Annotated in this window: 21 protein-coding genes; 8 read left to right on the top strand and 13 right to left on the bottom strand. The window is 38.0% G+C overall.

The annotated features are described in order from the left end of the window. The first annotated feature begins 21 nt into the window (after positions 1-21). Together V5N67_RS03570 and V5N67_RS03565 are read left to right on the top strand one after the other, a co-directional pair. Entirely contained in the window at positions 22-165 is a 144-nt protein-coding gene (locus V5N67_RS03570; protein WP_332060527.1) for a hypothetical protein, read from the top strand. A gap of 25 nt (positions 166-190) precedes the next feature. Next, a complete protein-coding gene (locus V5N67_RS03565; protein ID WP_332060526.1) occupies positions 191-1444 on the top strand; it encodes a CCA tRNA nucleotidyltransferase in 1254 nt (417 codons plus the stop codon). A 51-nt stretch (positions 1445-1495) separates the two neighbouring features. On the opposite strand, the gene V5N67_RS03560 is transcribed toward V5N67_RS03565, so the two are convergent. Further along, positions 1496-1972, bottom strand: coding sequence for a tRNA (cytidine(34)-2'-O)-methyltransferase (locus tag V5N67_RS03560; protein ID WP_332060525.1), 477 nt, complete (start codon positions 1970-1972; stop codon positions 1496-1498). Positions 1973-3307: 1335 nt separating this feature from the next. Between V5N67_RS03560 and V5N67_RS03555 the strand changes: the two genes are divergently transcribed. Beyond that, positions 3308-3739 (top strand): PRC-barrel domain-containing protein, encoded by a 432-nt coding sequence (locus tag V5N67_RS03555; RefSeq protein WP_332060524.1) that lies wholly within the window; start codon positions 3308-3310, stop codon positions 3737-3739. Positions 3740-3898: 159 nt separating this feature from the next. Here the strand turns inward: V5N67_RS03555 and ychF are convergent, their stop codons facing one another. Further along, entirely contained in the window at positions 3899-5002 is a 1104-nt protein-coding gene (ychF, locus tag V5N67_RS03550; RefSeq protein ID WP_332060523.1) for a redox-regulated ATPase YchF, read from the bottom strand. A 274-nt stretch (positions 5003-5276) separates the two neighbouring features. Between ychF and V5N67_RS03545 the strand changes: the two genes are divergently transcribed. Next, entirely contained in the window at positions 5277-6017 is a 741-nt protein-coding gene (locus V5N67_RS03545; RefSeq protein WP_332060554.1) for a L,D-transpeptidase, read from the top strand. Between the two features lie 156 nt (positions 6018-6173). Here the strand turns inward: V5N67_RS03545 and pth are convergent, their stop codons facing one another. Continuing rightward, entirely contained in the window at positions 6174-6755 is a 582-nt protein-coding gene (gene pth, locus V5N67_RS03540) for an aminoacyl-tRNA hydrolase (protein ID WP_332060522.1), read from the bottom strand. A 78-nt stretch (positions 6756-6833) separates the two neighbouring features. Continuing rightward, positions 6834-7460 carry a 50S ribosomal protein L25/general stress protein Ctc gene (locus V5N67_RS03535; protein WP_332060521.1) on the bottom strand — a complete coding sequence of 209 codons (627 nt, stop codon included), beginning with the start codon at positions 7458-7460 and terminating at the stop codon, positions 6834-6836. Between the two features lie 288 nt (positions 7461-7748). Here V5N67_RS03535 and V5N67_RS03530 point away from each other — a divergent pair, with 288 nt between their 5' ends. After that, the gene (locus V5N67_RS03530; RefSeq protein WP_332060520.1) at positions 7749-9248 is read left to right on the top strand and encodes a helicase HerA domain-containing protein; all 1500 of its coding nucleotides are present in this window, start codon (positions 7749-7751) and stop codon (positions 9246-9248) included. Here the strand turns inward: V5N67_RS03530 and V5N67_RS03525 are convergent. The 4 genes from V5N67_RS03525 to lgt all read right to left on the bottom strand — a co-directional run bounded on the left by V5N67_RS03525 (position 9245) and on the right by lgt (position 13449). Continuing rightward, the gene (locus tag V5N67_RS03525; RefSeq protein ID WP_332060519.1) at positions 9245-10177 is read right to left on the bottom strand and encodes a ribose-phosphate pyrophosphokinase; all 933 of its coding nucleotides are present in this window, start codon (positions 10175-10177) and stop codon (positions 9245-9247) included. The two genes, V5N67_RS03530 and V5N67_RS03525, sit on opposite strands and share 4 nt — an antisense overlap. Before the next feature lie 412 nt (positions 10178-10589). Continuing rightward, entirely contained in the window at positions 10590-11417 is an 828-nt protein-coding gene (pgeF, locus tag V5N67_RS03520) for a peptidoglycan editing factor PgeF (RefSeq protein WP_332060518.1), read from the bottom strand. Between the two features lie 104 nt (positions 11418-11521). Continuing rightward, positions 11522-12601, bottom strand: coding sequence for a class I SAM-dependent methyltransferase (locus tag V5N67_RS03515; protein ID WP_332060517.1), 1080 nt, complete (start codon positions 12599-12601; stop codon positions 11522-11524). After that, entirely contained in the window at positions 12601-13449 is an 849-nt protein-coding gene (gene lgt, locus V5N67_RS03510) for a prolipoprotein diacylglyceryl transferase (protein WP_332060516.1), read from the bottom strand. Before lgt ends, V5N67_RS03515 begins: the two co-directional genes overlap by 1 nt. Positions 13450-13707: 258 nt before the next feature. Here lgt and V5N67_RS03505 point away from each other — a divergent pair, with 258 nt between their 5' ends. Together V5N67_RS03505 and V5N67_RS03500 are read left to right on the top strand one after the other, a co-directional pair. Then, on the top strand, positions 13708-13965 hold the full coding sequence (locus V5N67_RS03505; protein WP_332060515.1) for an accessory factor UbiK family protein: 258 nt from the start codon (positions 13708-13710) through the stop codon (positions 13963-13965). A 379-nt stretch (positions 13966-14344) separates the two neighbouring features. Beyond that, positions 14345-14845 carry a type III secretion system chaperone family protein gene (locus V5N67_RS03500; protein WP_332060553.1) on the top strand — a complete coding sequence of 167 codons (501 nt, stop codon included), beginning with the start codon at positions 14345-14347 and terminating at the stop codon, positions 14843-14845. Positions 14846-14876: 31 nt separating this feature from the next. Here V5N67_RS03500 and V5N67_RS03495 read toward each other — a convergent pair whose 3' ends face one another. Beyond that, entirely contained in the window at positions 14877-16217 is a 1341-nt protein-coding gene (locus tag V5N67_RS03495) for an ATP-binding protein (RefSeq protein ID WP_332060514.1), read from the bottom strand. 8 nt (positions 16218-16225) lie between these two features. Next, positions 16226-16930 carry a response regulator gene (locus V5N67_RS03490; protein WP_332060513.1) on the bottom strand — a complete coding sequence of 235 codons (705 nt, stop codon included), beginning with the start codon at positions 16928-16930 and terminating at the stop codon, positions 16226-16228. 144 nt (positions 16931-17074) lie between these two features. Here V5N67_RS03490 and V5N67_RS03485 point away from each other — a divergent pair, with 144 nt between their 5' ends. Continuing rightward, positions 17075-17722, top strand: coding sequence for an MBL fold metallo-hydrolase (locus V5N67_RS03485; RefSeq protein WP_332060512.1), 648 nt, complete (start codon positions 17075-17077; stop codon positions 17720-17722). 61 nt (positions 17723-17783) lie between these two features. On the opposite strand, the gene V5N67_RS03480 is transcribed toward V5N67_RS03485, so the two are convergent. The 3 genes from V5N67_RS03480 to V5N67_RS03470 form a co-directional block, all read right to left on the bottom strand. After that, positions 17784-18389 carry a BA14K family protein gene (locus tag V5N67_RS03480; protein ID WP_332060511.1) on the bottom strand — a complete coding sequence of 202 codons (606 nt, stop codon included), beginning with the start codon at positions 18387-18389 and terminating at the stop codon, positions 17784-17786. A 301-nt stretch (positions 18390-18690) separates the two neighbouring features. Beyond that, positions 18691-20829, bottom strand: coding sequence for an excinuclease ABC subunit UvrB (gene uvrB, locus V5N67_RS03475; RefSeq protein WP_332060510.1), 2139 nt, complete (start codon positions 20827-20829; stop codon positions 18691-18693). Between the two features lie 296 nt (positions 20830-21125). Beyond that, a complete protein-coding gene (locus tag V5N67_RS03470) occupies positions 21126-21437 on the bottom strand; it encodes an SH3 domain-containing protein (RefSeq protein WP_332060509.1) in 312 nt (103 codons plus the stop codon). Between the last annotated feature and the right edge of the window lie 347 nt (positions 21438-21784).

Here is a 21784-nt window from a genome sequence, read left to right as displayed (position 1 = left end):
TTTTATGATTTGTAGCAGAAAATGAAGAGAAAAGAAGTATCGTGGGCTGTTTTTTTTAATATTCGTGCACAGATGGAGGAATCACTTTTGGGCAAATGGAATTATTTTCTCAGGGGTGGAGGATTAGAGTGTGACCCTGTACAAGGTATCTGTCTAAAAGAATGATGGCAATTGTTTGAAAGGTTAAGGGGTGAACATAATACAAAATTTTAAACATGTTGATTGGTTACAGCATGAGCATGTCCAAACACTTCTGCGTGTTTTGTCTTTGGATGGTGAAGAGGCACGTATTGTAGGAGGAGCAGTGCGCAATCAGCTGTTGGGGCAGCCTATTAGTGATATTGATATTGCTACAACCTGTTTGCCGCAAAAGGTTATAGTACGTGCAGAAGAAGCGGGATTTAAAGCTATTCCTACAGGCGTTGCATTTGGTACAGTGACAGTGGTTGCCGAGTCATGTTCTTATGAGGTTACAACTCTCCGCTCTGATATTGAAACGGATGGTCGTCATGCAAAAGTAGCATTTGGTCGTGATTGGAAAAAAGATGCTGAGCGGCGGGATTTTACTATCAATGCGCTTTATTGTGATGCTGCTGGGCAGCTTTATGATGCAGTAAAAGGTTTGAATGATATTGCAAACCGAACAGTACGTTTTATCGGAATTGCAGAAAATCGTATTTGCGAGGATTATTTACGTATTTTGCGATTTTTTCGTTTTTTTGCTTGGTATGGAGCAGGACGACCTGATGTAGAGGGATTGAAGGCATGTGTTCGTTTAAAAGATGGTCTGCAAAAACTTTCATCTGAGCGTATTTGGGGGGAAATGAAAAAACTTCTGTCTGCTTCAGATCCAACACGTGCTCTTTTATGGATGCGCCAAAGCGGAATTTTGACACTCATTTTTCCTGAAACAGAAAAATGGGGCATTGATGCGATTCATTCACTTGTGAAAGCAGAACAAGCGTTTGGCTGGAAAATAGACCCGCTATTGCGGCTAGAAAGCCTTCTCCCTCCTGATTCTATACGTCTTCATGAAATGGCGCATCGCTTGCGTTTATCTAATAAAGAAACAATGCGGTTAAAGAAGTGGGCAGAGCTAGAATTGATAAGCCAGAATTGTTCAGATAATTTTGTGCAAAAGCTAATTTATTTTCATGATCGACAGCCAGTTTTAGATCAATTATCCTTATCCGTGGCTGCAGCGCATGCTGATGCTCAGAGAGGAAGTGAGATTTCACAAAAAGCAGAAAAATATATCAAATTTTATCAGCTTGCTCAAAAATGGCAAATTCCGACTTTTCCTATAAGTGGCAAGGATTTGATGAAAAAAGGTTTACCTAAAGGAGTGCTTTTAGGACAAAAGCTCAAAGAGCTGGAAATGATATGGATCGAAAGCGGATTTTTAATAAACCGTAATGAATTATTAGAAAGAATTAATTTATAGTATTAATATTTTTGAATAATTTACTGTTTTTATTCTATTTATTGTCATTTTTCATAGAATTTTACTTTCTTTATTATAACCAATTTGGCGAAGTGCTTCTCCTGTCGTTATAGCCACACTCATTGCAAGATTGAGAGAGCGCGCATGTGGTTGCATAGGAATTTTTAATACGTAGTCAACGGTTTCATAGACATAATCGGGAACTCCTGCTGATTCACGACCAAAAAGTAAAACATCATTTTTCTGGTAACATATCTCTGTATAGCATGTTTCTGCTTTTGTGCTTAAAAGTAAAAGGCGACGATTAAAGCGTTTAATGGTGTTCATAAAATGTTGCCAATCGATGTGTCGTTCTAAAGAGGCATATTCAAGATAATCTAAGCCTGCTCTCTTAAGGTTGCGATTTGATAGATTAAAGCCAGCAGGTTCAATAATATGTACATGCAAACCAAAACAGGCACTAAGACGCAAAATCGTTCCTGTATTACCAGCAATATCAGGTTGAAAAAGAGCAATGTGAAGTGTCATACACCATACCTTATGTTTTTTCTGTGATTTATAAAGAAGCTCTGTGGTTTATTCCAGAAATATAATTGAAAAGCATATGGTTTTTACATTTAGGTGTTACAGACATTTAGGCTTTCGGGGGAAAGTTATATGCATTAAACTTATTATGAGATATGCAAAAGCATGTCTTTAAAAATATTGTGCTTATTCTTGAGGAATAGATTAATGTGATTTGCAAGACTGTGTTGTGTGACTGAGTGCTGAGAGCAAATAGAATATTCAAAAATTATTATAGAAAAAATATTTTATGATCTAGATAGCATTATCTATTTTATAGGGAGCGCAGTGTCATACAAGGTTTTACGCTTTGGTTTTAATGTGTAGTTACAGTATTATAATCTCGTGGTAGGAAGTAATCGCTCAAACTGTTGATTGAATAAATTCAGGGTGAAATTGGGCTGGAAATTTTTCTGAAAAATTCGCTAAGTTTGATAATGGCAAGCCACTTAAAGTTTAAGGGAAGCAAAGCTTCCATTATTATAGAGGCCAATATTTTTTGGTACAAATTTTCATAAATTACATTTGTGAAAGATAATAAAGACGACTGCGAATATTTCATAGGGATTTGGACAATTATGAAAATGCACCTTATTGAGAGAATATTTTCATTGAGAGCTATTTTTTGAAAGATTTTTTTTGTGAGGTTTCATATTTTTGAGATTCATTAAATTAGACAGGCAAATTAAACGCTTTTGAAATACAAGCAGATGAAGAAAGTGTTTTTTTCGTTATGTATGCTTATTAAAGTTAAAGATATTGTTGTTTTATGGCTTTTTTTACCTTTATTAACGAACACAGAGAAAAATTTATTATTGATGGTGTGTGTGCCGTATGTTTGCCGTTTTTTATTTTTATCTTAATTTCTTAGCTGGTTATAATATCGTTGAACCAGAGTGTATTACAGATTTTTTACGCAAGGGATCAGAAAGTAGCAGAAGCCATGAAGATTTTTTATGGTTTGAGGGGTGAGCTTTAGTTTATCGCAAGCGATGCTTTTTATTCTAGTGTTACCTTAGGGCAGTGTTCGTATAAGGACAGGGTGTCGTTGCGTGTGGTGTTTTTGCTGATGTAAGGCATTGGTTCATACGGGGAGTTTTATCAGAAAATTAGTTTTTTCTTATTTTTATCACTTCGGTGAAGGGTTGTTTTTTGTTTTAAAAAAGTCAGATCTGATGCAGTTGAAGGGAAAAAAATTGAAATTTAAAAAAGATTGAAGTTATTGGTTATGAGAAAGTAGAGGGAACAAATTTAATTATGAGGCATTGAGAGTTTGTAAAGTAAAAACGGAGATTTAAAATGAAGAAAATTGCATTTACTACTCTTATGTCGGTTTTTTTGGCTTCTAGTGCTTATGCCCAATCTTTCGCAGTATCTCCTGAACCTGAAGTCGTTTTTTCAACGGGGACTGTACAGGTAGGTTCAGATATGTCTGCGCGTTATGTTACACCTACAGCGACTGATTTCGTTGCTTCAAGTCTTATTGGTGCGAATGTATATAATATAGAGGATAAGCATATTGGCGAAGTAAAAGATATTATTTTACGTGAAAACAGTATTGCGGGGATTGTTATTGCTGTTGGTGGTTTTCTTGGGATAGGAGAAAGCTATGTAGTCATTTCTCCAGAAACAATCCAAATGACAAATGACTATGGAAAATGGAAGCTTATTACAAATGCGACAAAAGATTCTTTGAAAGAAGCTCCAGCATTTAAATATGAAAAACATTGAGCACGTTTCTTTTTCTATGAAAAAACAGCAGCTACTAGAGAGAGGGTGGCGCTGTTTTTTTTTAAATAAAAAGTATCTTGTAAATGTTTTTAAAACAATTACGCAAGAAGCAGCGTTCGTTTATCTGAAAGATGTAGGAGGTTGTGTAAACGAATCGTGTTAAGTATTGTGCTTAAACAACATGATATCACCATCTTGCACAATATATTCTTTGCCTTCATCGCGAGCTTTGCCTGCTTCTTTTGCTCCATTTTCTCCTCCTAGAGCAATATAGTCCTCGTAGCTGACGGTTTGAGCACGAATGAAGCCACGTTCAAAATCGGAGTGGATGACGCCAGCTGCTTGAGGTGCTTTTGTCCCGCGTACAATTGTCCATGCTCGTGTTTCTTTAGGACCACATGTGAAGTAAGTGATTAAGTCAAGCAAGTGGTAGCCAGCACGAATGAGCCGATTCAGACTCGGTTCACAGAGGTTGAGAGCATTAAGATATTCTGTAGCTTCTTCTTCATTAAGTTGAGTGATTTCAGCTTCGATAGCAGCAGAAATGATAATGCTTTGGGCATTTTGTTCTGTTGCCATTTTTTCAACTGTTTGGGTAAAGCTGTTCCCATGAGCGGCGTCATTTTCACTTACATTACAAACATAAAGTACTGGTTTTGAAGTTAAAAGATTCAAACTGTTAAGAATATAGCGTTCATCGGAAGAGATGTCTTTGAGTAATAATCGGACAGGACTTCCTTTTTGTAACAAATTTAATGCTGCTTCCATCATAGGAAGAACTGTCAAAGCTTCTTTATCTTTTCCAGTTGCACGTTTACGGATTTGTACGATTCGTCGCTCAAGACTTTCAAGATCGGCAAGCATGAGTTCTGTTTCAACAGTTGTAGCATCAGAAACAGGATCAATATGTCCTTCTACGTGGGTAATATCCTCATCTTCAAAACAGCGTAAAACATGAATAATGGCATCAACTTCACGAATATTGGCTAAAAATTTATTACCTAGCCCTTCACCTTTTGAAGCGCCACGTACGAGCCCAGCAATATCAACAAAACTGATGCGTGTAGGAATGATTTCTTTTGAACCAGCGATAGATGCAACTTTTTCCATTCGAAAATCTGGAACGGCAACTTCGCCAGTATTGGGTTCGATTGTACAAAAAGGATAATTGGCAGCTTGTGCTGTAGCTGTTTTTGTTAATGCATTAAAAAGAGTTGATTTGCCGACATTAGGTAACCCTACAATACCGCATTTAAAGCCCATGAACTGTCTTCTTTTCTGTTGATTTTATAGTCAGAATAAATATTTCCGAATATTTTTATAGCATATTTTGAGAAAAGTTATAGTCTCTGGCTTTTAAGAAAGGATAAAAAAGCTATTTTGGAAGAAAGTATAATTTTGAATGTTGTGTTGTAAATATCTCCTATTTTAGTCGTAAAAGTTTTAATCGTAAGAAATTCTCACTTAATATTAACAGTGTGCTAAGTTTTTTATAATATGCAAGTCTGCGTATGAATCAATCGGAGAAAATATGAGAGTGTTGTCTCGTCGAGCCTTTTTAATTGCAACTGTAATTGCAGCACCTTTGGCTTTGGTTGCATGTGCTACTCGTCAATCAAATATATCTCAACAAGTTTTGCACGTTCCAGAAGAAATACGGGCTTTATATGGTCCTGTAATAAATGAGTCTTATTCATTACCCGCTATTGACCTTTCAACAATTGATCCAAAATTTTTGCGCCAAGAAGTAGTTTACTATACATCTTACCCACCTGGTACATTGGTTATAGATACTCAAGAACGTTTCCTTTACCTTATAGGTGAAAATGGAAAGGCTTTGCGTTATGGTATTGGTGTTGGTAAGGAGGGATTAGAGTTTGAAGGTGAAGGAGTTATACAGCGCAAGCGCAAGTGGCCGAGTTGGGCTCCTACTGCGGCAATGATGGCTCGAGAACCAGAGCGTTATGGTCATTTGGGGAAGGGAATGCCACCAGGACCTGATAATCCATTAGGTGCGCGAGCACTTTATCTTTACAAAAATGGGAAAGATACACTCTTCCGCATTCACGGTTCACACGAGTCGTGGTCGATTGGTCAAGCTATTTCAAGCGGGTGTATTCGTTTACTTAATCAAGATGCTATTGACCTTTATGATCGTGTTCCTGTTGGTGCACGTGTGATTGTATTGCAGAAAAATGAGGAACCATCCAGTATTTTGAATCAACAGAATATTAATGATCCACTCATGTCCACTATCTATTCAAGTGAATTGTTTTAGTTTTAAAGAGTGCAGATTTAGCTCGTTGCGTTTGATAAGTTCTTTCTCTTTAAAGACTCCCTTCTTAAAAGGAGTCTTTTCTTAAAAGAGAGAGTACGTATACGAAATTTTTAACAAGCAAGGCTAATTCATCTTATGTACGAGAAAAATGACTTTTTATTGTAAGTCTTTGTTTTTCATTACTCGTGAAATCTCGTTCATAAAGAGACTATTGTCACCTTTGACGAGAAGAGGAATATTTTTTGCAAGTGTGTTTAATAAGGGGAGAAGCCATTCCTGATCGGATTTTGTAAAATTTCCTAAAACATGTTGATGAACAAGTTCTTTAGAACCTGGGTGCCCGATTCCTAAGCGGACGCGACAGTAATCAGCACCACAATGGGCGTCAATAGATTTTATGCCGTTATGTCCGTTACTTCCCCCACCAATTTTTACACGTACTTTTCCAGGTGGTAAGTCTAATTCATCGTAGATGACAATTAAATTCTTCAATTCTAATTTATAAAATCGTAAAACTTCACCAATGGCTTGACCAGAGAGGTTCATGAAAGTTTGAGGTTTTATAAGAAAAGTTTTTTCACCATTTATAAGCCCATTAGAGATTTCTGCTTGAAATTTTTTTGACCATGGAGAAAAAGAAAAAGATTGGTAAATGGCATCAACAGCCATGAAACCAATATTATGGCGGTTATTTTGGTAATATGAACCAAGGTTGCCAAGACCAGCAATGAGCCACATATGCACCTTCAGTAAAGTGTGAAGAGTTAAAAAATATTTAAATAAAGGCGGGAGTTTTCTCCCACCTTTTGAAGTTTATTAAGCTTTTGCGTTATTTTCATCATTTTCTTGTTCTGTACTGTCATCACTGACATCCATGCCAGCAGGGGCTGCAATGGTTGCAATGGTAAAGTCTCTATCTTGGATAACAGGAGTAACACCTTCAGGCAGTTGTACTGCTGAAATATGGATAGAATCCCCCAGAGAGTAGTTGGCAAGATCAATTTCAATCGCTTGAGGGATGGCATTTGCTGGAGCAGTACATTCAATTTCATGGCGAACAATATTTAAGACGCCTCCCCGTTTAAGCCCAGGAGCTGTATCTTCATTGAGGAAGTGTACAGGAATACTCACATCTACAACGGATTTTGCGGAAATACGTAAAAAATCTATATGAATGGGAAAGTCACGAACTGGATCAAGTTGGTAATCTTTTGCTAAAACTAGAATTTTTTGTTTGCCAACTGTAATAGTTGCAGTGGTGGTACGAAAACCACCAGCGTGAATTTTGTGGAAAATTTCTTTATAAGAAACTGCGATTGCTAAAGGGGGCTGTTTGTCACCATAAATGACAGCTGGGATGAGACCGTTGCGGCGCAGTTCACGGGAGGACCCCTTACCAACCCGCTCGCGTATTTCGGCCTTAAGAGTGTAGCTTTTGCTCATGATTTAAGTCCTTATTTACATAATTGGAGATTCACCAAAAACCAACAACAGTTTTTGCAATGAATATGAAGATATGCGCTGTAAAATAGCGATTGCTCCATTCTGCGTTGCCTCCAAGGGTGTCTACGCAGAAGCTTGTTCTATAATTCAAACCTTTTGAAGATGCAAGAGTTGTGGGAAAAGTCTATGATCTTTACCGTTAAGAAAGAGGAAATGTTACAAGTATAATACAGATGGGAAAGCAGCAAATATTTGCTGATATATTCAAAATTGGAGGCTGGAGGCATTATGAAAGTTGAGATCGTCTTGGGGGAGATGTCAGAATCTAGTGCTTTGCGTAAAGCGATGCCAGCGCTCGTTGATCTTGAAGAATTATTGGCAACACGTCTGCTTGTGCAAGGGAATTCTGGTTCAGGAAAATCACATCTTCTTCGACGCTTGCTTGAACAAAGCGCTTCATGGGTACAGCATTGTGTAATTGATCCAGAGGGTGATTTTATAACTTTGGCAGATAAATTTGGTCATGTTGTTGTTGAGGCACAATGTAGTGAACAAGAATTGACACGTATTGCCTACCGAGTTCGCCAACATCGGGTTTCTGTGGTGTTTAATCTTGAAGGTTTGGATAATGAACAACAGATGCGTGCCGTTGGTGCTTTTCTTGGTGCATTGTTTGATGTGGAGCGTGATTATTGGTATCCTATGCTCGTGGTGGTTGATGAAGCACAATTATTTGCCCCAGCTGCTGCGGGAGAGGTTTCTGATGAAGCACGTAAAATTTCGCTCAGTGCGATGACCAATCTTATGTGTCGAGGGCGAAAACGCGGTCTTGCTGGTGTTATTGCTACACAGCGTTTGGCTAAGCTTGCGAAAAACGTAGCTGCGGAAGCTTCAAACTTTTTAATCGGGAGAACTTTCTTAGATATTGATATGGTTCGTGCTGCTGATCTTTTGGGGATAGAGCGCCGTCAAGCAGAAATGTTTAGAGATCTTGAGCGGGGTCATTTTATAGCTTTAGGTCCCGCTTTATCACGGCGTTCCTTACCTATCGTCATTGGCCCTGTTGAAACATTGGCGCGTTCTTCTAGTCCAAAACTTATGCCGCTTCCAACGAAGAGAACAGATGTCAAAGAACTGGTTTTTACTGCTTCACCAGAGGAAGTTTTAGTTCCATTTAAACATTCTCGAGAACCTGTGAAGGAAAAATCAGTTCATGAAATATTAGAAGAAGCTGTGCAAAAAAAACAAGAATTATTAGAAGAGAAGCCAAGTTTATTTTCTGAATTTTCTGTTGTGAATCATGATATACAGGCAGAACATATTATTCGTGAAATTATCAATGATCCTGAGGCTGCTTATCGTTCAACAGCGGTGCTTTATCAGGATTTTTTGGTTCGTTGCCGTATTCATGGTATATCGGGAGTTCCTTTTAATCTTTCGCAGTTTCGGCGTAAATTGGCTATCGCTCAGGCTGCTGTTGACGAAGAGACTGCTGCAAGTGAAAGCTGGAAACGCATTTTACATATATCGAAAAGTTTAGAAGATGATGTTCAAGGCGTTTTTTTGAATGTGGCACAGGCAGCGCTAACTGGAAAGCCATGTCCGTCAGATGCACTTTTGGCACGTCTTTACGGAACCCATTCTTTAAGCCGAGCACGTCGACTTTTAACCTATTTTGAAGAGCGCGGACTTGTTGTTATTCATACCCATTTTAGCGGTCAACGCATTATAGCTTTCCCTGAGCTTGGTGTAGAAACAGCACCAGGAGATCCAAAGGTGCCAGTTTAACCGAATAAGCTTGAGACAGATTGTTCTGCTGCTGTTCTTGCAATTGCTTCCCCAATTAAATCGGCAATTGGCAAAACACGGATATTATGCGCGTTTTCAATTGCTTTTGTTGACATAATTGAGTCAGTGATAACCAATTCTTTCATTTCTGAGTTGGTAATGCGTTCGATAGCATTTCCAGAAAGGACACCGTGTGTGATGTAGGCTGTAACGCTATTTGCACCGTGTTTAAGTAGAGCGCTTGCTGCATTGCAGAGGGTTCCACCTGAATCAACAATATCATCAAACAAAAGACAGTCTTTTCCAGATACATCTCCAATGATATTCATAACTTCTGATTCTCCAGGGCGTTCGCGACGTTTATCAACAATAGCCAGTAAACTGTTTAAGCGTTTTGCTAAGGAGCGTGCGCGTACTACGCCACCAACATCAGGTGAAACAACAATAACATTTTCAAGAGAGTAATGCATCTTAACATCGCGAGAAATGACTGGAACAGCATAGAGATTATCTGTTGGAATATCAAAAAAACCTTGAATTTGTCCTGCATGAAGATCCAATGTCAAAACCCTATGGGCTCCTGCTTCAGTAATTAAGTTAGCAACAAGTTTTGCAGAAATAGGGGTACGTGGTCCAGGTTTACGGTCTTGGCGGGCGTAACCAAAATAGGGGATAACAGCTGTGATCCGACGTGCCGAAGAACGGCGAAGGGCGTCAATCATGATGAGTAATTCCATCAAATGATCATTTGCAGGATAGGATGAAGATTGCAAAATAAACACATCTTGCCCACGGACATTTTCATGTAACTCTACAAAAATTTCCTGATCAGCAAAGCGTTTCACTGTTGCTTTACCTAAGGGAATGTTTAAATAATTTGCAACATCTTCAGCAAGACGCGGGTTGGAATTGCCACAGAAAAGTTTCATAGTAGAACCTCTAAATAATCACAATAGAATGTGACACGGTTTTTAACTTTTTGTCGTCAGATTGCAAGGAAACAATTACTACAGTGTTACAATTTTATTCATCATCGTTAAAGAAAGGGATACTTTCTTTTCTTTTTTCTGAAATTGTTTGTTATTTTGTGAGAAAAATTTGGGAACAGTAGGGGAATAAGCCACTATTGGTTGAGCTTTTTTGCAATTGTTTTATAAAAGGACAGCTTTAATATTTTCTATACCTTAGTTTGAGGTAAATGAGAAAAGTATGTTAAAAGACGTATTTTGTCATTAAATATTCTAATTAAACATCAAAGTTATCGTGTTTTATCAGTGAAGAGACCATTACATGAAAAAGCAAAAGTACAAATGGATTTATTTTTTATTGGGATGAAAAATTTTATTTTGCAGTTTTGGTATTTTTTGTAAGGCAAAAAAATTTTTCATTTTTCAACATAATAGCAGAAATTTGTCGTCCGTAATCGGATTCGTTACGGTGCATTGCGCGGCGATAGGAAAAAAAGCGCTGTTCATCTTGATAAGTGCAAAGTTCCAGACAAGAAGCATGAACTCCTGCTTCTTTTAGTTGATCCATAATAAAAGCCCATAGGTTGAAGTTAAAGTGGCCTACTTTATCTGTTTTTAAAAAATATTTTTGGAATTTGCTATGAGAATCAACAAATTGGTCATAAAATTCGCTTGTTACTTCATAGTGGCAAAAACCAATACAAGGTCCAAGAACCGCTGTTATTGAATGCCGTTTGGCGCCTTGTTTTTCCATAACAGAAATTGTTTTTTCCACAATGCCATTTAAGCTTCCTCGCCAGCCAGCATGCGTAGCAGCGATAACACCTGCTTGCGGATCAGACAGTAAAACTGGTCCACAATCTGCTGTAAGAATGCCGATTACTAGATCTTGTGTGGTTGTAACAAGAGCATCAGCTTTAGGAGGTTTACCGATAAAAGCTTTGTCAACAACAACGACTTCACAAGAGTGTATTTGGTGGAGTGTAATTAAATTTTGTACTTCAACACCAAAATAATTGGCAATTAAGGTGCGGTTTTGTGCAATATGTTCAGGGTGATCATTTGAGTTTTTTCCGACGTTAAGGCTGTGATAAAGGTTTTTTGAAACACCGCCTTGACGCGTAAAAAAGCCATGTTTTATTCCATGTGTGTGTAAAGCAGACAGATCTTTTGCAAGAATAGGCGTAGGGACAGGCTTCATCAAAGTTCTTTCTATAATTATTTTTAAAGTAGGAATGGTGTGTGAGATGCCAATATTTGTCAATACAATACTATAAGTATAATATATAAGTGTTATGTTGGCAGTCAAAATTGAGGAGGGAGTGGTATATTTTTATCACTCACATGCAAGACTTTAAAAAGTTTTCCCATTTGATCTGATCCAGCTAATCGTTCGATATCTTGGCAGATTTTACCTTGCAGTGCAGCACTTTTGTTGGCTCCAAGCTGTTTTGCACGTTCCAGAAGACCCATTTTAAAAAGAAAATCTCCTTGTTCTAGAATTTCGGCAAAACAGCCTTGTTCAAGAGCTATTGTTTTTAAAAAAGAAAAATCAACATGTGATGTTAAATCATGCTCACCAGGAGCATCAAAAATATCGCGAAATTTATGTTTTGAAACAGCTTGCAGCGTATCACCAAATGCAAGATTAGAAGAACCATAATCAATAAGCAATGCAGAACCACTCATTTGCATTAAGCGGTTACTGATTTGTTGCATAAATTGATGCCGTAAGGGAGCATGCTCAAAAATTGTTCCATCTGGTATTTTAGAACAGTAGGACTGTAAGCAAGAAGAAGGAAGTTTATGAAAGCTAGCAATAAACATGAAGTCCCCATTTGAATTCACTGTAATACGGCGCTCTCTCCATTCTCCATTGATTTTAATATATTGATTGATGGGGAGGGTATCGAGGAATTCATTGGCAATTAAAAAAAGATGTCCTGAGGGGAGTTGATCAAAATTTTCAATGCGGTGAATTTGTTTTTGATAAGAAGAAAGACGTTTTTTTTGTTCTTTTGCAAGCCGTTGGCTTATTTCAATAAGAAAAATTTCAGCAGCATTGAATGCTGTCGTGCATAATTTTTGAATGGTACGCAAAATATCATCCATGAGAGTTCCGCGTCCTGGGCCTGTTTCAGCGAGAATGAAAGGATGAGGACAATTTTGGGCTTTCCAGCTTGCAAGGATCCAAATGCCAATCATTTCTCCAAACAATTGGCTCACTTCGGGTGCGGTGATAAAATCGCCAGCGCGTCCAAAAGGTGTTTGTGTTTGATAATAACCAAATTGGGGATCTGTGAGTGCCAACGTCATATATTGACTGACAGTGATGGGCCCATTGAGGGTAATAATTTCTTTAATCTTCTCTTTGAGGGTAGTCATTATTTTCCAGATTCACATCTAAAAGCTTGGAGAAGGAGATAAATACCAAAAAGAAACATAGGAAAAGACAATGCCATGCCATAGGTAAATCCAGTGGAATGAAAAAGGGCTGAAAACCATTCTGGGTCTTCTTGAGGAACACGGTAAATTTCTGCAATGCTACGTGCTATTGCATAGCTTGTAATAAATGCTCCTGCTACAGCACCAGAACGTTTTAATGCTTTAAAGACAAAAATAAGAATGTACAGGATGATAAAGAGAAGAAACCCTTCCATAAGTGCTTCATAAAGTTGGCTTGGATGGCGCGGTAAATATTGGGGATCTTGGGGAAAGCAAACAGCCCAAGGTACAAAAGTCATATTGCCCCATAATTCTTGATTAATGAAGTTGCATATTCGCACAATGCCGATACCAATAGGAGCACCTGCGGCAATTATATCAAACATTGCTCGTATATTGATATTGTTTTTATGTGCAAACCAGATCATTGCAATGGTGATACCAATGAGACCGCCATGAAAAGACATCCCCCCGTTCCATACTGCAATGATGGCACTGGGGTGGCTAAAGTAATAAGCAGGATCCCATACAAGCACTTGTCCTAAGCGACCACCAATAATGATACTGATGGCAGACCAAGTAACAAAATCTCCTATTTGTTCTCTATCCATAGGAGGTTGGTTAGCATACCATAGGGATTGTTTTTTTAATAATTTTTGCGCATACCACCAAGAAAAAAGAATGCCTACAGCGTAACCAAGTCCGTACCAATGGAGAGATATGGGACCTAGATGGACGATTACAGGATCGAGAAAAGTAGGAAAAGCAATGGCAGGGCAAGAATTCATGGGCAAGGGCTTTACATTTGTAAGGTTTGTATGATGGTTAGAAATGACAGATGAATGCACGATGGTCAAGTCAGGAGAGTTATAGGTTTTTATCGTTGAGTGATAAAAATTTATGGTGGTAAAGGGTGTGAAAATGACTCAGATGAGGTCTTATAGTAACGTAAAATCTATAGAGTAGGGGGAACAAATACGATATCTAAATGTTATGAAAATACGCTATAGTGCGTGGGTTAATAACTAAAATTAAAGGAAAATCACATGCGTAATGGATCGAACCGTATTCTTGATGAATTAGCAAAATTAGCAACAGATGCAGCCGATGTTGCGCAAGGTATACGACGCGAAGCTGGAACAGCTGTTCGTTTACAGGCTGAAAAGATAGCAAATAAACTTGATCTCGTTTCACGTGAAGAATTTGAAGCATTTAAGGAGATGGTGCTAAAGGTACATGCAGACAATGCTGATTTGAAGAAACGTCTTGATGATTTAGAAAAAACGCAGACGTCAAAAAAATAAAATGATTTCCGTAAAAAATTATAACCTTGGAAAAAATATCCCCAATTTTTCAATATAATGTCTAAAACTAAAAAATGCTTAATCCTGAATCTGTTAGAGAAAATTGTTCATCTGCTTTTTATAAAAAAATTTTTTTTTTGAATCAGGGGGGCTGGCGCTATGAAATTGTATCAATACACTGAAAAAACTTGATGATTCGTTTTACTATTATCAAGTTTGTTGCCGCAGGAAGCATTATGTGTTTCTCGGTATTGTGTACTGTTGATGTTTTTAATGTGTATTTGTTTGATGTAAAGGCTTTGATTGTAGCAAAATGTTGTTACGGTTTTGGCGCTTTATGTTTTGTTAATAACGTTGTTCATATTATTGAGGGCTAATGATGGAGCTTGCATTTTGCGTCACAGAAAGAGAGGAGCATCCTGTTGATTTTATCGAACGGATTGCTTGTAAATATGATTGGTCTTTTGAGCGGAATGCAGAAGATGAAATTAGTGTTTGTGTGGAAGGAACACGGGCAAATTATCGTCTTGCTTTTTCATGGATGGAAGCGCATGAAGCTCTTCATTTATCTTGTGCATTTGACCTTTTTATCAAAAATGCTCAAACAGCAGAAATGCATCGCTTGTTGCTAGCAATTAATGAAAAGTTATTGTTAGGGCATTTTGATTATTGGCAGAGCGATAATGCGGTCATCTATCGACAGGGGCTTTTGTTGGCTGGTGGGCTGCACCCATCGCATGTGCAGGTTGAAACATTGTTGATACATGCGCTTAAAGTTTGTGAAAGTCATTATGCTGCATTTCAAATGGTTGCTTGGGCTGGTGAAAGCGCTTATAAGGCTCTGCAATACACTTTATTTGAAACCGTTGGGAATGCCTAAATTATTTAAAAAGTTTATTTAACAATTGTTGTTATAAGGGGATATCAATAATGGCGCGTAGTCCCCCTAAGGGACTATCATCTAATTGGATGTTGCCTCCATGGCTACGTGCTATATCTTGGGCAATAGAGAGACCAAGACCTGTTCCGCTTGCATCTTGGTTTCGTGCTTTATCAAGCCTAAAGAATGGTTTAAATACTTCTGTCCGCATATTTTTGTGAATGCCAGGTCCGTCATCGTCAATAGTTATTATGAAAGATTCTTGTTGGGATATAGCTGTCAGTTTAACGGTGTTGGCGTGATAAAATGCGTTTGATACAAGATTGCTGATCAAGCGGGTGAAGGCATGGGGACGTGCTTGTATTTGTGTGGGACCTTCGATGGTATAGAAAAATTGACGCTTGTGAAGATGAGCATCGGCAGAAAATTTTTGCATAAGAGCATTTAAGTCAAAGGTTTTAATACTTTCACTGCCTTCGCCACGTGCAAAAGCGAGATAATCTTCTAGCATATTTTGCATATCGTTAACATCTTGCTCTAGCAAACTGGTGTCAAAATCAGTATTTGCTAACGCTAGTTGCAGTTTAAAACGTGTGAGAATGGTTCTTAAATCATGGCTCACACCTGAGAGCATCATGGTGCGTTGCTCGATTTGGCGTTCAATACGTTCACGCATACGTAAAAACGCGATTCCAGCACGACGGATTTCATCAGCTCCTTGTGGTTGAAATCCTTTTGGTAAAGGGCGACCACGCCCAAAACTTTCTGCAGCTTCTGCTAATTGTTGGATTGGTTTGATTTGGTTACGTAAAAAGTAAATTGCTATTAGCAATAAAACAAGAGCAGTTCCTACCATCCAGCTTAGAAAAATACCAGTATTGGAAGCGTAAGCTTGGCTGCGCATGGCAAAAACGCGTAAGATACTATCGTCAAGGCGGATACGGATTTCAATAAGATCAGAATCGCCCACTGTATCAATCCAGAAGGGACGGTTAATTTGACGGGTGATTTCTTCACTTAAGAAATAATCAAGGATTGCAAAAAATGGTTTAGGTCCTGGATGCGGAAGAGGGGAAGGTGGCAGGATAGAAATATTTAATTTCATGCGCTGTTGTGCAATACGCTTGATATCTTCGTAGTTATCTTGTTGTGGATATGTTTCAATGATATCAATAATGGCAGAAATATCATGGACAACAGTGGTTGAAAGACGCTCGGTAACCATTTGCCAATGGCGTTCCATAAAAACGTAACCAATCACTGTTTGTAAAAGAACCATAGGAGCGATAATGATAATCAAAGAGCGGGCATAAAGCCGTTTAGGCATCTTTTTTGTGAGCCATAGAATAAATTTTCTTAAGGGTTTGGTCATTATTACGCCTATTCAATGAGGAGTTTATACCCTATTCCTCGCACAGTTTGGAGCCATATGGGAAGTGCTGGATTTTTTTCGATCTTACGGCGTAGACGATTGATTTGTACATCAATGGCACGTTCACCTATGTTGTTATCATCGGTTGCAAATTTATGGCGCGGAACTGTATTGCCTGCATTTTCAGCAAAAATAACCATCATTTCTCGTTCTTTGTCTGTTAATTTAATAATTTCTTTCCCTCTTTTGAGTTCGCGCCGTGGAATCGAAAACATATAGGGTCCAAAGATAATCTGTTCTATTTTGGATTGGTTGGGTGAGAAACCACGTCGTAAAATGGCGTTGATGCGAAGTAAAAGTTCACGAGGGTCAAACGGTTTAGCAAGATAGTCATCTGCACCAGCTTCTAATCCATGGATGCGATTGTCTGTTTCTGATAAAGCTGTGAGCATGAAGATGGGAACGTCTTTTGTTTGACGCAATGAGTGGGTAAGATTAATGCCGTTTTCGCCAGGCATCATTACGTCTATTATAAGAAGGTCAAAATGTAAGCTGGCAAGTTGTCGTCTTGCTTCATCAGCATTGGCAGAGACTGAAACACGAAACCCGTTCTTAACGAGAAATTGAAATAAAAGACCGCGAATGCGAGTGTCATCATCAATCACAAGAAGGTGAGGTGCGTCATCACGCAAAACTTGAACTTGATTGGTCATTCTTCAAAACCTTAATAAAATTCAGTTTACATACAATTCAAGTTTACATAAGTTGCATAAAGCTGTCGAGCAGGCTATTTTACTCTATAAGGAGTTGGGTAGCGTTATTTATAAGATTGAAAATTTAATTTTGAAAAGGATATTATGGGAAATCTTAGTGCACATATTATCCCTGTTACACCTTTCCAGCAAAACTGTACTCTGCTTTTTGATGATGAATGTAAAACAGGTGTTTTAGTTGATCCAGGTGGTGATTGGCCTCAGATTCAAGAGGTGATCCAAAAGATAGGTGTTATCATTGAAGCTATTTGGATAACGCATGGTCATATTGATCATGTAGGAGCTGCAATGCAAGCTAAAGAAGCGTTGGATGTTAAAATTATTGGTTCACATCGTGATGATAAGCCTGTAATGGATGCTGTGAATGAAAGCGCAAAAATCTACGGCATAGCAGAAACACGTATCTGTGTCCCTGACCAATGGTTGGAAGATGGCGATAATGTTCGTTTTTCTGAACATGTATTCAACGTTCTTCATACACCAGGGCATTCCCCTGGCCATGTCATCTACTTCAACGAAAAAGAACGCTTCGCCTTATTGGGCGATGTACTTTTTCGTGGTTCCATTGGACGTACAGACTTTCCATTTTGCTCTCATGAAAAGTTGATGAAGTCTCTTGAGGATAAAATTCTCCCCTTAGGTGATGATGTTAGTTTTATCTGTGGTCATGGTCCAGGAAGTCAAATAGGTTATGAGCGTCAGTGGAACCCCTTTCTTCAAGGAATCAATTAACAGATAAACAAACGAAAAAATTACTTTAGAGCATTTTTATCATACCATTTAGGACTTCTCTTTAGCGAGACGGAGCAGAAGTTAATGGAGCATAACAAAAGTGATCCTTGCCATCATGACCTCGATAAGTCCCCGTTTTAGGGTTAAATGAGCGATATTTTGCTTTGCAATATTGAAGCCAGTCAGCTACTCCTGACTGTTGATTATTTTGATATACTGTTCTTGGTTGAACCTCATAAATTATTTGAGTTTGCGGAACTTCTTGATACACTACTTGGCTGTGTGGAGCCGTTTGATAAATAACTTGCGGTTGCTCAGGTTGTTTGAGGACATTACCAAGAATTGCACCTGCTGCAAGGCCGAGAATACCAGCAGCTAAAGTATCTCCCGAATCGTTACGTTCTACATAATGCTTGTGAGTATGATGATGGTTGCGTTCTATATGAGTATAATGATGTGTTTTTTGTTCACGACGCGTATGGTGACGTTCACGACGCGTGTGCGTTTGTATTTGGTGACCATTACCGAAAGAAGGGCTGGTTATTGTGCTGCTTGTAAAGCGCTCATCAAAAGTTGATGTTGTGCCTGCAAAGGTTGCATTTAATGGCACAAAGATAGCTACAGCTGATACTGCAGATAGTACTGTTAATTCAGTAAATTTTTTCATAGCGACACTCCTTTTATAAATATTGTCTGCATCTTATACGTACTAAACTGAATACAGCCTGAACGATTTTAGATTTTATTTTGACAAAACGAATAAAGAGCTATTTGGTTGAGCTAAATTACAAAATAAAATTGGAATGAAGATCTATTTTCAATAAATATATTTTACTCAGGTTAATTTAGAACATCATATTATAGTTCCTTATTTTTTATGAGAAAAGTAAAATTTTACATTGAATAATATTTTTACATATTATTGGCTATTTTAGCGAAAAGATGCGATGTATGAGATGAATTATTTGCTATGGCGTTACAGGATTGTCAGCGATTGTTAATTCTATTTTCTGTAATTGTTTAATTTGATCACGAATTCGTGCTGCTTCTTCAAAGTTAAGGTCAGCGGCTGCTTCATGCATTAATTTTTCAAGATGTTGAATATGGGATGTCAAATTTTTTCCAACCATATTATTTTGCGTAATAAAATCAGGAATATTTGTGTGATTATGGTCATTTTCGTTTTCTGAATTAAGAATATCGCCGATATTTTTTTTGATACTGGTCGGTGTGATATGGTGCTCTTCATTGTAAGCTATTTGTTTTTGTCGACGTCTTTGTGTTTCTTGCAAAGCTCGTTCTATGGAGCCAGTGATGATATCTGCATAAAGAATAACTCGACCATCTACGTTGCGTGCTGCTCGTCCAATCGTTTGTACAAGCGAGGTTTCGGAGCGCAAAAATCCTTCTTTATCAGCATCTAAAATGGCGACAAAACCGCATTCTGGAATATCTAAACCTTCTCGAAGTAGGTTGATACCAATTAAGACATCAAAGATGCCAAGTCGCAAATCACGGAGAATTTCAATGCGTTCTAATGTATCAATGTCAGAGTGCATATAACGTACGCGAATATTTTGTTCATGAAGATATTCAGTTAAATCTTCAGCCATACGCTTGGTCAGGACAGTTACCAATGTACGGTAGCCTTTTTGAATTGTTTTACGAATTTCATTTACAACATCATCGACCTGAGTGCTGGCTGGGCGAATTTCTGTTGGTGGATCAATAAGCCCTGTTGGGCGGATAATTTGTTCAGCAAAAATGCCGTGAGATTGTTCTATTTCCCAGCGTCCAGGCGTCGCAGAGACAGCAATAGTTTGTGGACGCATAGCGTCCCATTCTTCAAAACGCAAAGGACGATTATCCATACAGGAAGGCAGGCGAAATCCATATTCTGCTAAAGTAGCTTTTCGTCTAAAGTCGCCTCGGTACATACCACCAATTTGGGGGATTGTTACATGACTTTCATCAATAAAAACGAGAGCATTGTTTGGAATATATTCAAATAAGGTTGGTGGTGGTTCACCAGGCTTTCGCCCTGTTAAATAACGCGAATAGTTTTCGATTCCTTGACATGATCCAGTTGTTTCTAACATTTCCAAATCAAAAGTTGTACGCTGTTCTAAACGTTGTGCTTCTAAAAGACGTCCAGCTGCATTTAACTCATCAAGGCGTTGCACTAATTCCATTTTGATTGACTTCATTGCTTGATTTAATGTCGGTCGCGGTGTGACGTAGTGTGAGTTAGCATAAATTTTAATAGATTGAAGGTCACTTGTTTTTTGTCCCGTTAGAGGATCAAATTCAGTGATTGTTTCTACTTCATCACCAAATAATGAAAGACGCCAAGCACGATCTTCAAGGTGAGCAGGGAAAATTTCAATGATATCTCCTCGGACACGAAAGGAGCCACGAACAAAGTTGATGTCTTGTCGACGGTATTGTTGAGCAACTAAATCAGCTAGTAATTGTCGTTGATTAAGCTTATCACCTTTTTGTATTTTGAAGGTCATAGCTGTATAGGTTTCCACGGAGCCAATCCCGTAGATACAAGATACAGATGCAACGATAATGACGTCATCACGTTCAAGTACAGCACGTGTTGCAGCATGGCGCATACGATCAATTTGTTCATTAATAGAGGATTCTTTTTCAATATAAGTGTCAGAACGTGCAACATAGGCTTCTGGCTGATAATAGTCGTAATAAGAAACAAAATACTCGACGGTATTGTAAGGGAAAAAGCTTTTGAATTCTCCGTAAAGCTGTGCTGCTAGAGTCTTATTTGGTGCTAAAATCAGCGCTGGGCGTTGTGTTTTTTCAATGATTTTGGCCATTGTGTAGGTTTTGCCTGAGCCAGTAACACCCAAAAGTACCTGAGTACGCTCATTTTTTTCAATCCCCTCAACCAAAGTTTTAATTGCTTGAGGTTGATCTCCTGCAGGTTCAAAGGGTGTTTCGAGTTGAAATGGAATGCCACCTTCAGATTTTTCAGGACGAACAGGGCGATGGGGTGTCCATAATGCGCCATTTTTAAAAAGAGGATTGCCTGAGGCAATGAGTGCAGACAAAGCTTCCACTGTCGCTGTGACACCATTTTTCATTATTACATCCTTTGATATAAAAGTATTTGTAGGTTTTGCTTGAAGATAATACCGAATCTTACAACTTGGTTAAGATAACAACAAAGCATTACTTAGTAGTTTGTTTTCGGTTTTCTTAATATTTCATAAAATGCTTGGTTAATTTTGGATATTTGATTAATTTCTGAGAGAGTTTTTTTTGACATTTTGAGTGTGATGATTGAATGTGATGATATAGCTGTAGTTGTTTGTGTTTATCGTTTTTTGCACCGATGATAATTTATAAAATGCACTTGTCGTAATATCCGCAACAATTGTTACGGATAATAGCTATAGCTTATGGTTGAAAGCACCGTATATGTGCGATAAAGATCACTCCCATTTTTAAATGAAAGATAACGAGAAGATACCCAGCCTGTTTGATCATTATATTTGATGTGACACCAATTCCCTTTACAAATTTGGACAGATACCAGTTGCCCTGCAGGGATTAAACCGCGAATTGCATACTGCGTGCTCGGTCCTGCTCTCAAATTAAGGTTTTTTGTGACAACAACATTTGCGCTTCCAGCCACTGCCGTGGTTAAAAAAAGAGTGCCAAGCACAAAAAAAATTACTAATTCTTTCATTTTTTTCCAGAGGATTTTTTAGGAGATCTTTTTCTTTTATCCTTATACAAGCCTCTTTTCTATTCTTATGCAAGCTTTAGGTTATGATAAAACAGTAAACAATACAATTGTTTCTTTTATACATATATGTTTTTAATTACAGAAGCTCAGTTGAAGATTTTAAGGTTTGTAATATTGGAGCAGTTTATAATAGATTAAGTGTTTTGTGCCATTTTTTATTTTTATATGGAAAACAGGTATACTGTACTATATAATAAAGAAGATTGTGGTTTTCGGATTCCAAAAGTCATTTTGGAAGCCGTTTTTTGTATTTTTATTCAGCCTTCCGTATAACAGAAAGGGACGGA

This window comes from Bartonella rhinolophi (genome assembly GCF_036576165.1).
GTDB lineage: Bacteria > Pseudomonadota > Alphaproteobacteria > Rhizobiales > Rhizobiaceae > Bartonella.
The sequence above is the reverse complement of the archived record's forward strand: the minus strand, read 5'-3'. Positions and strand labels throughout refer to the sequence as shown.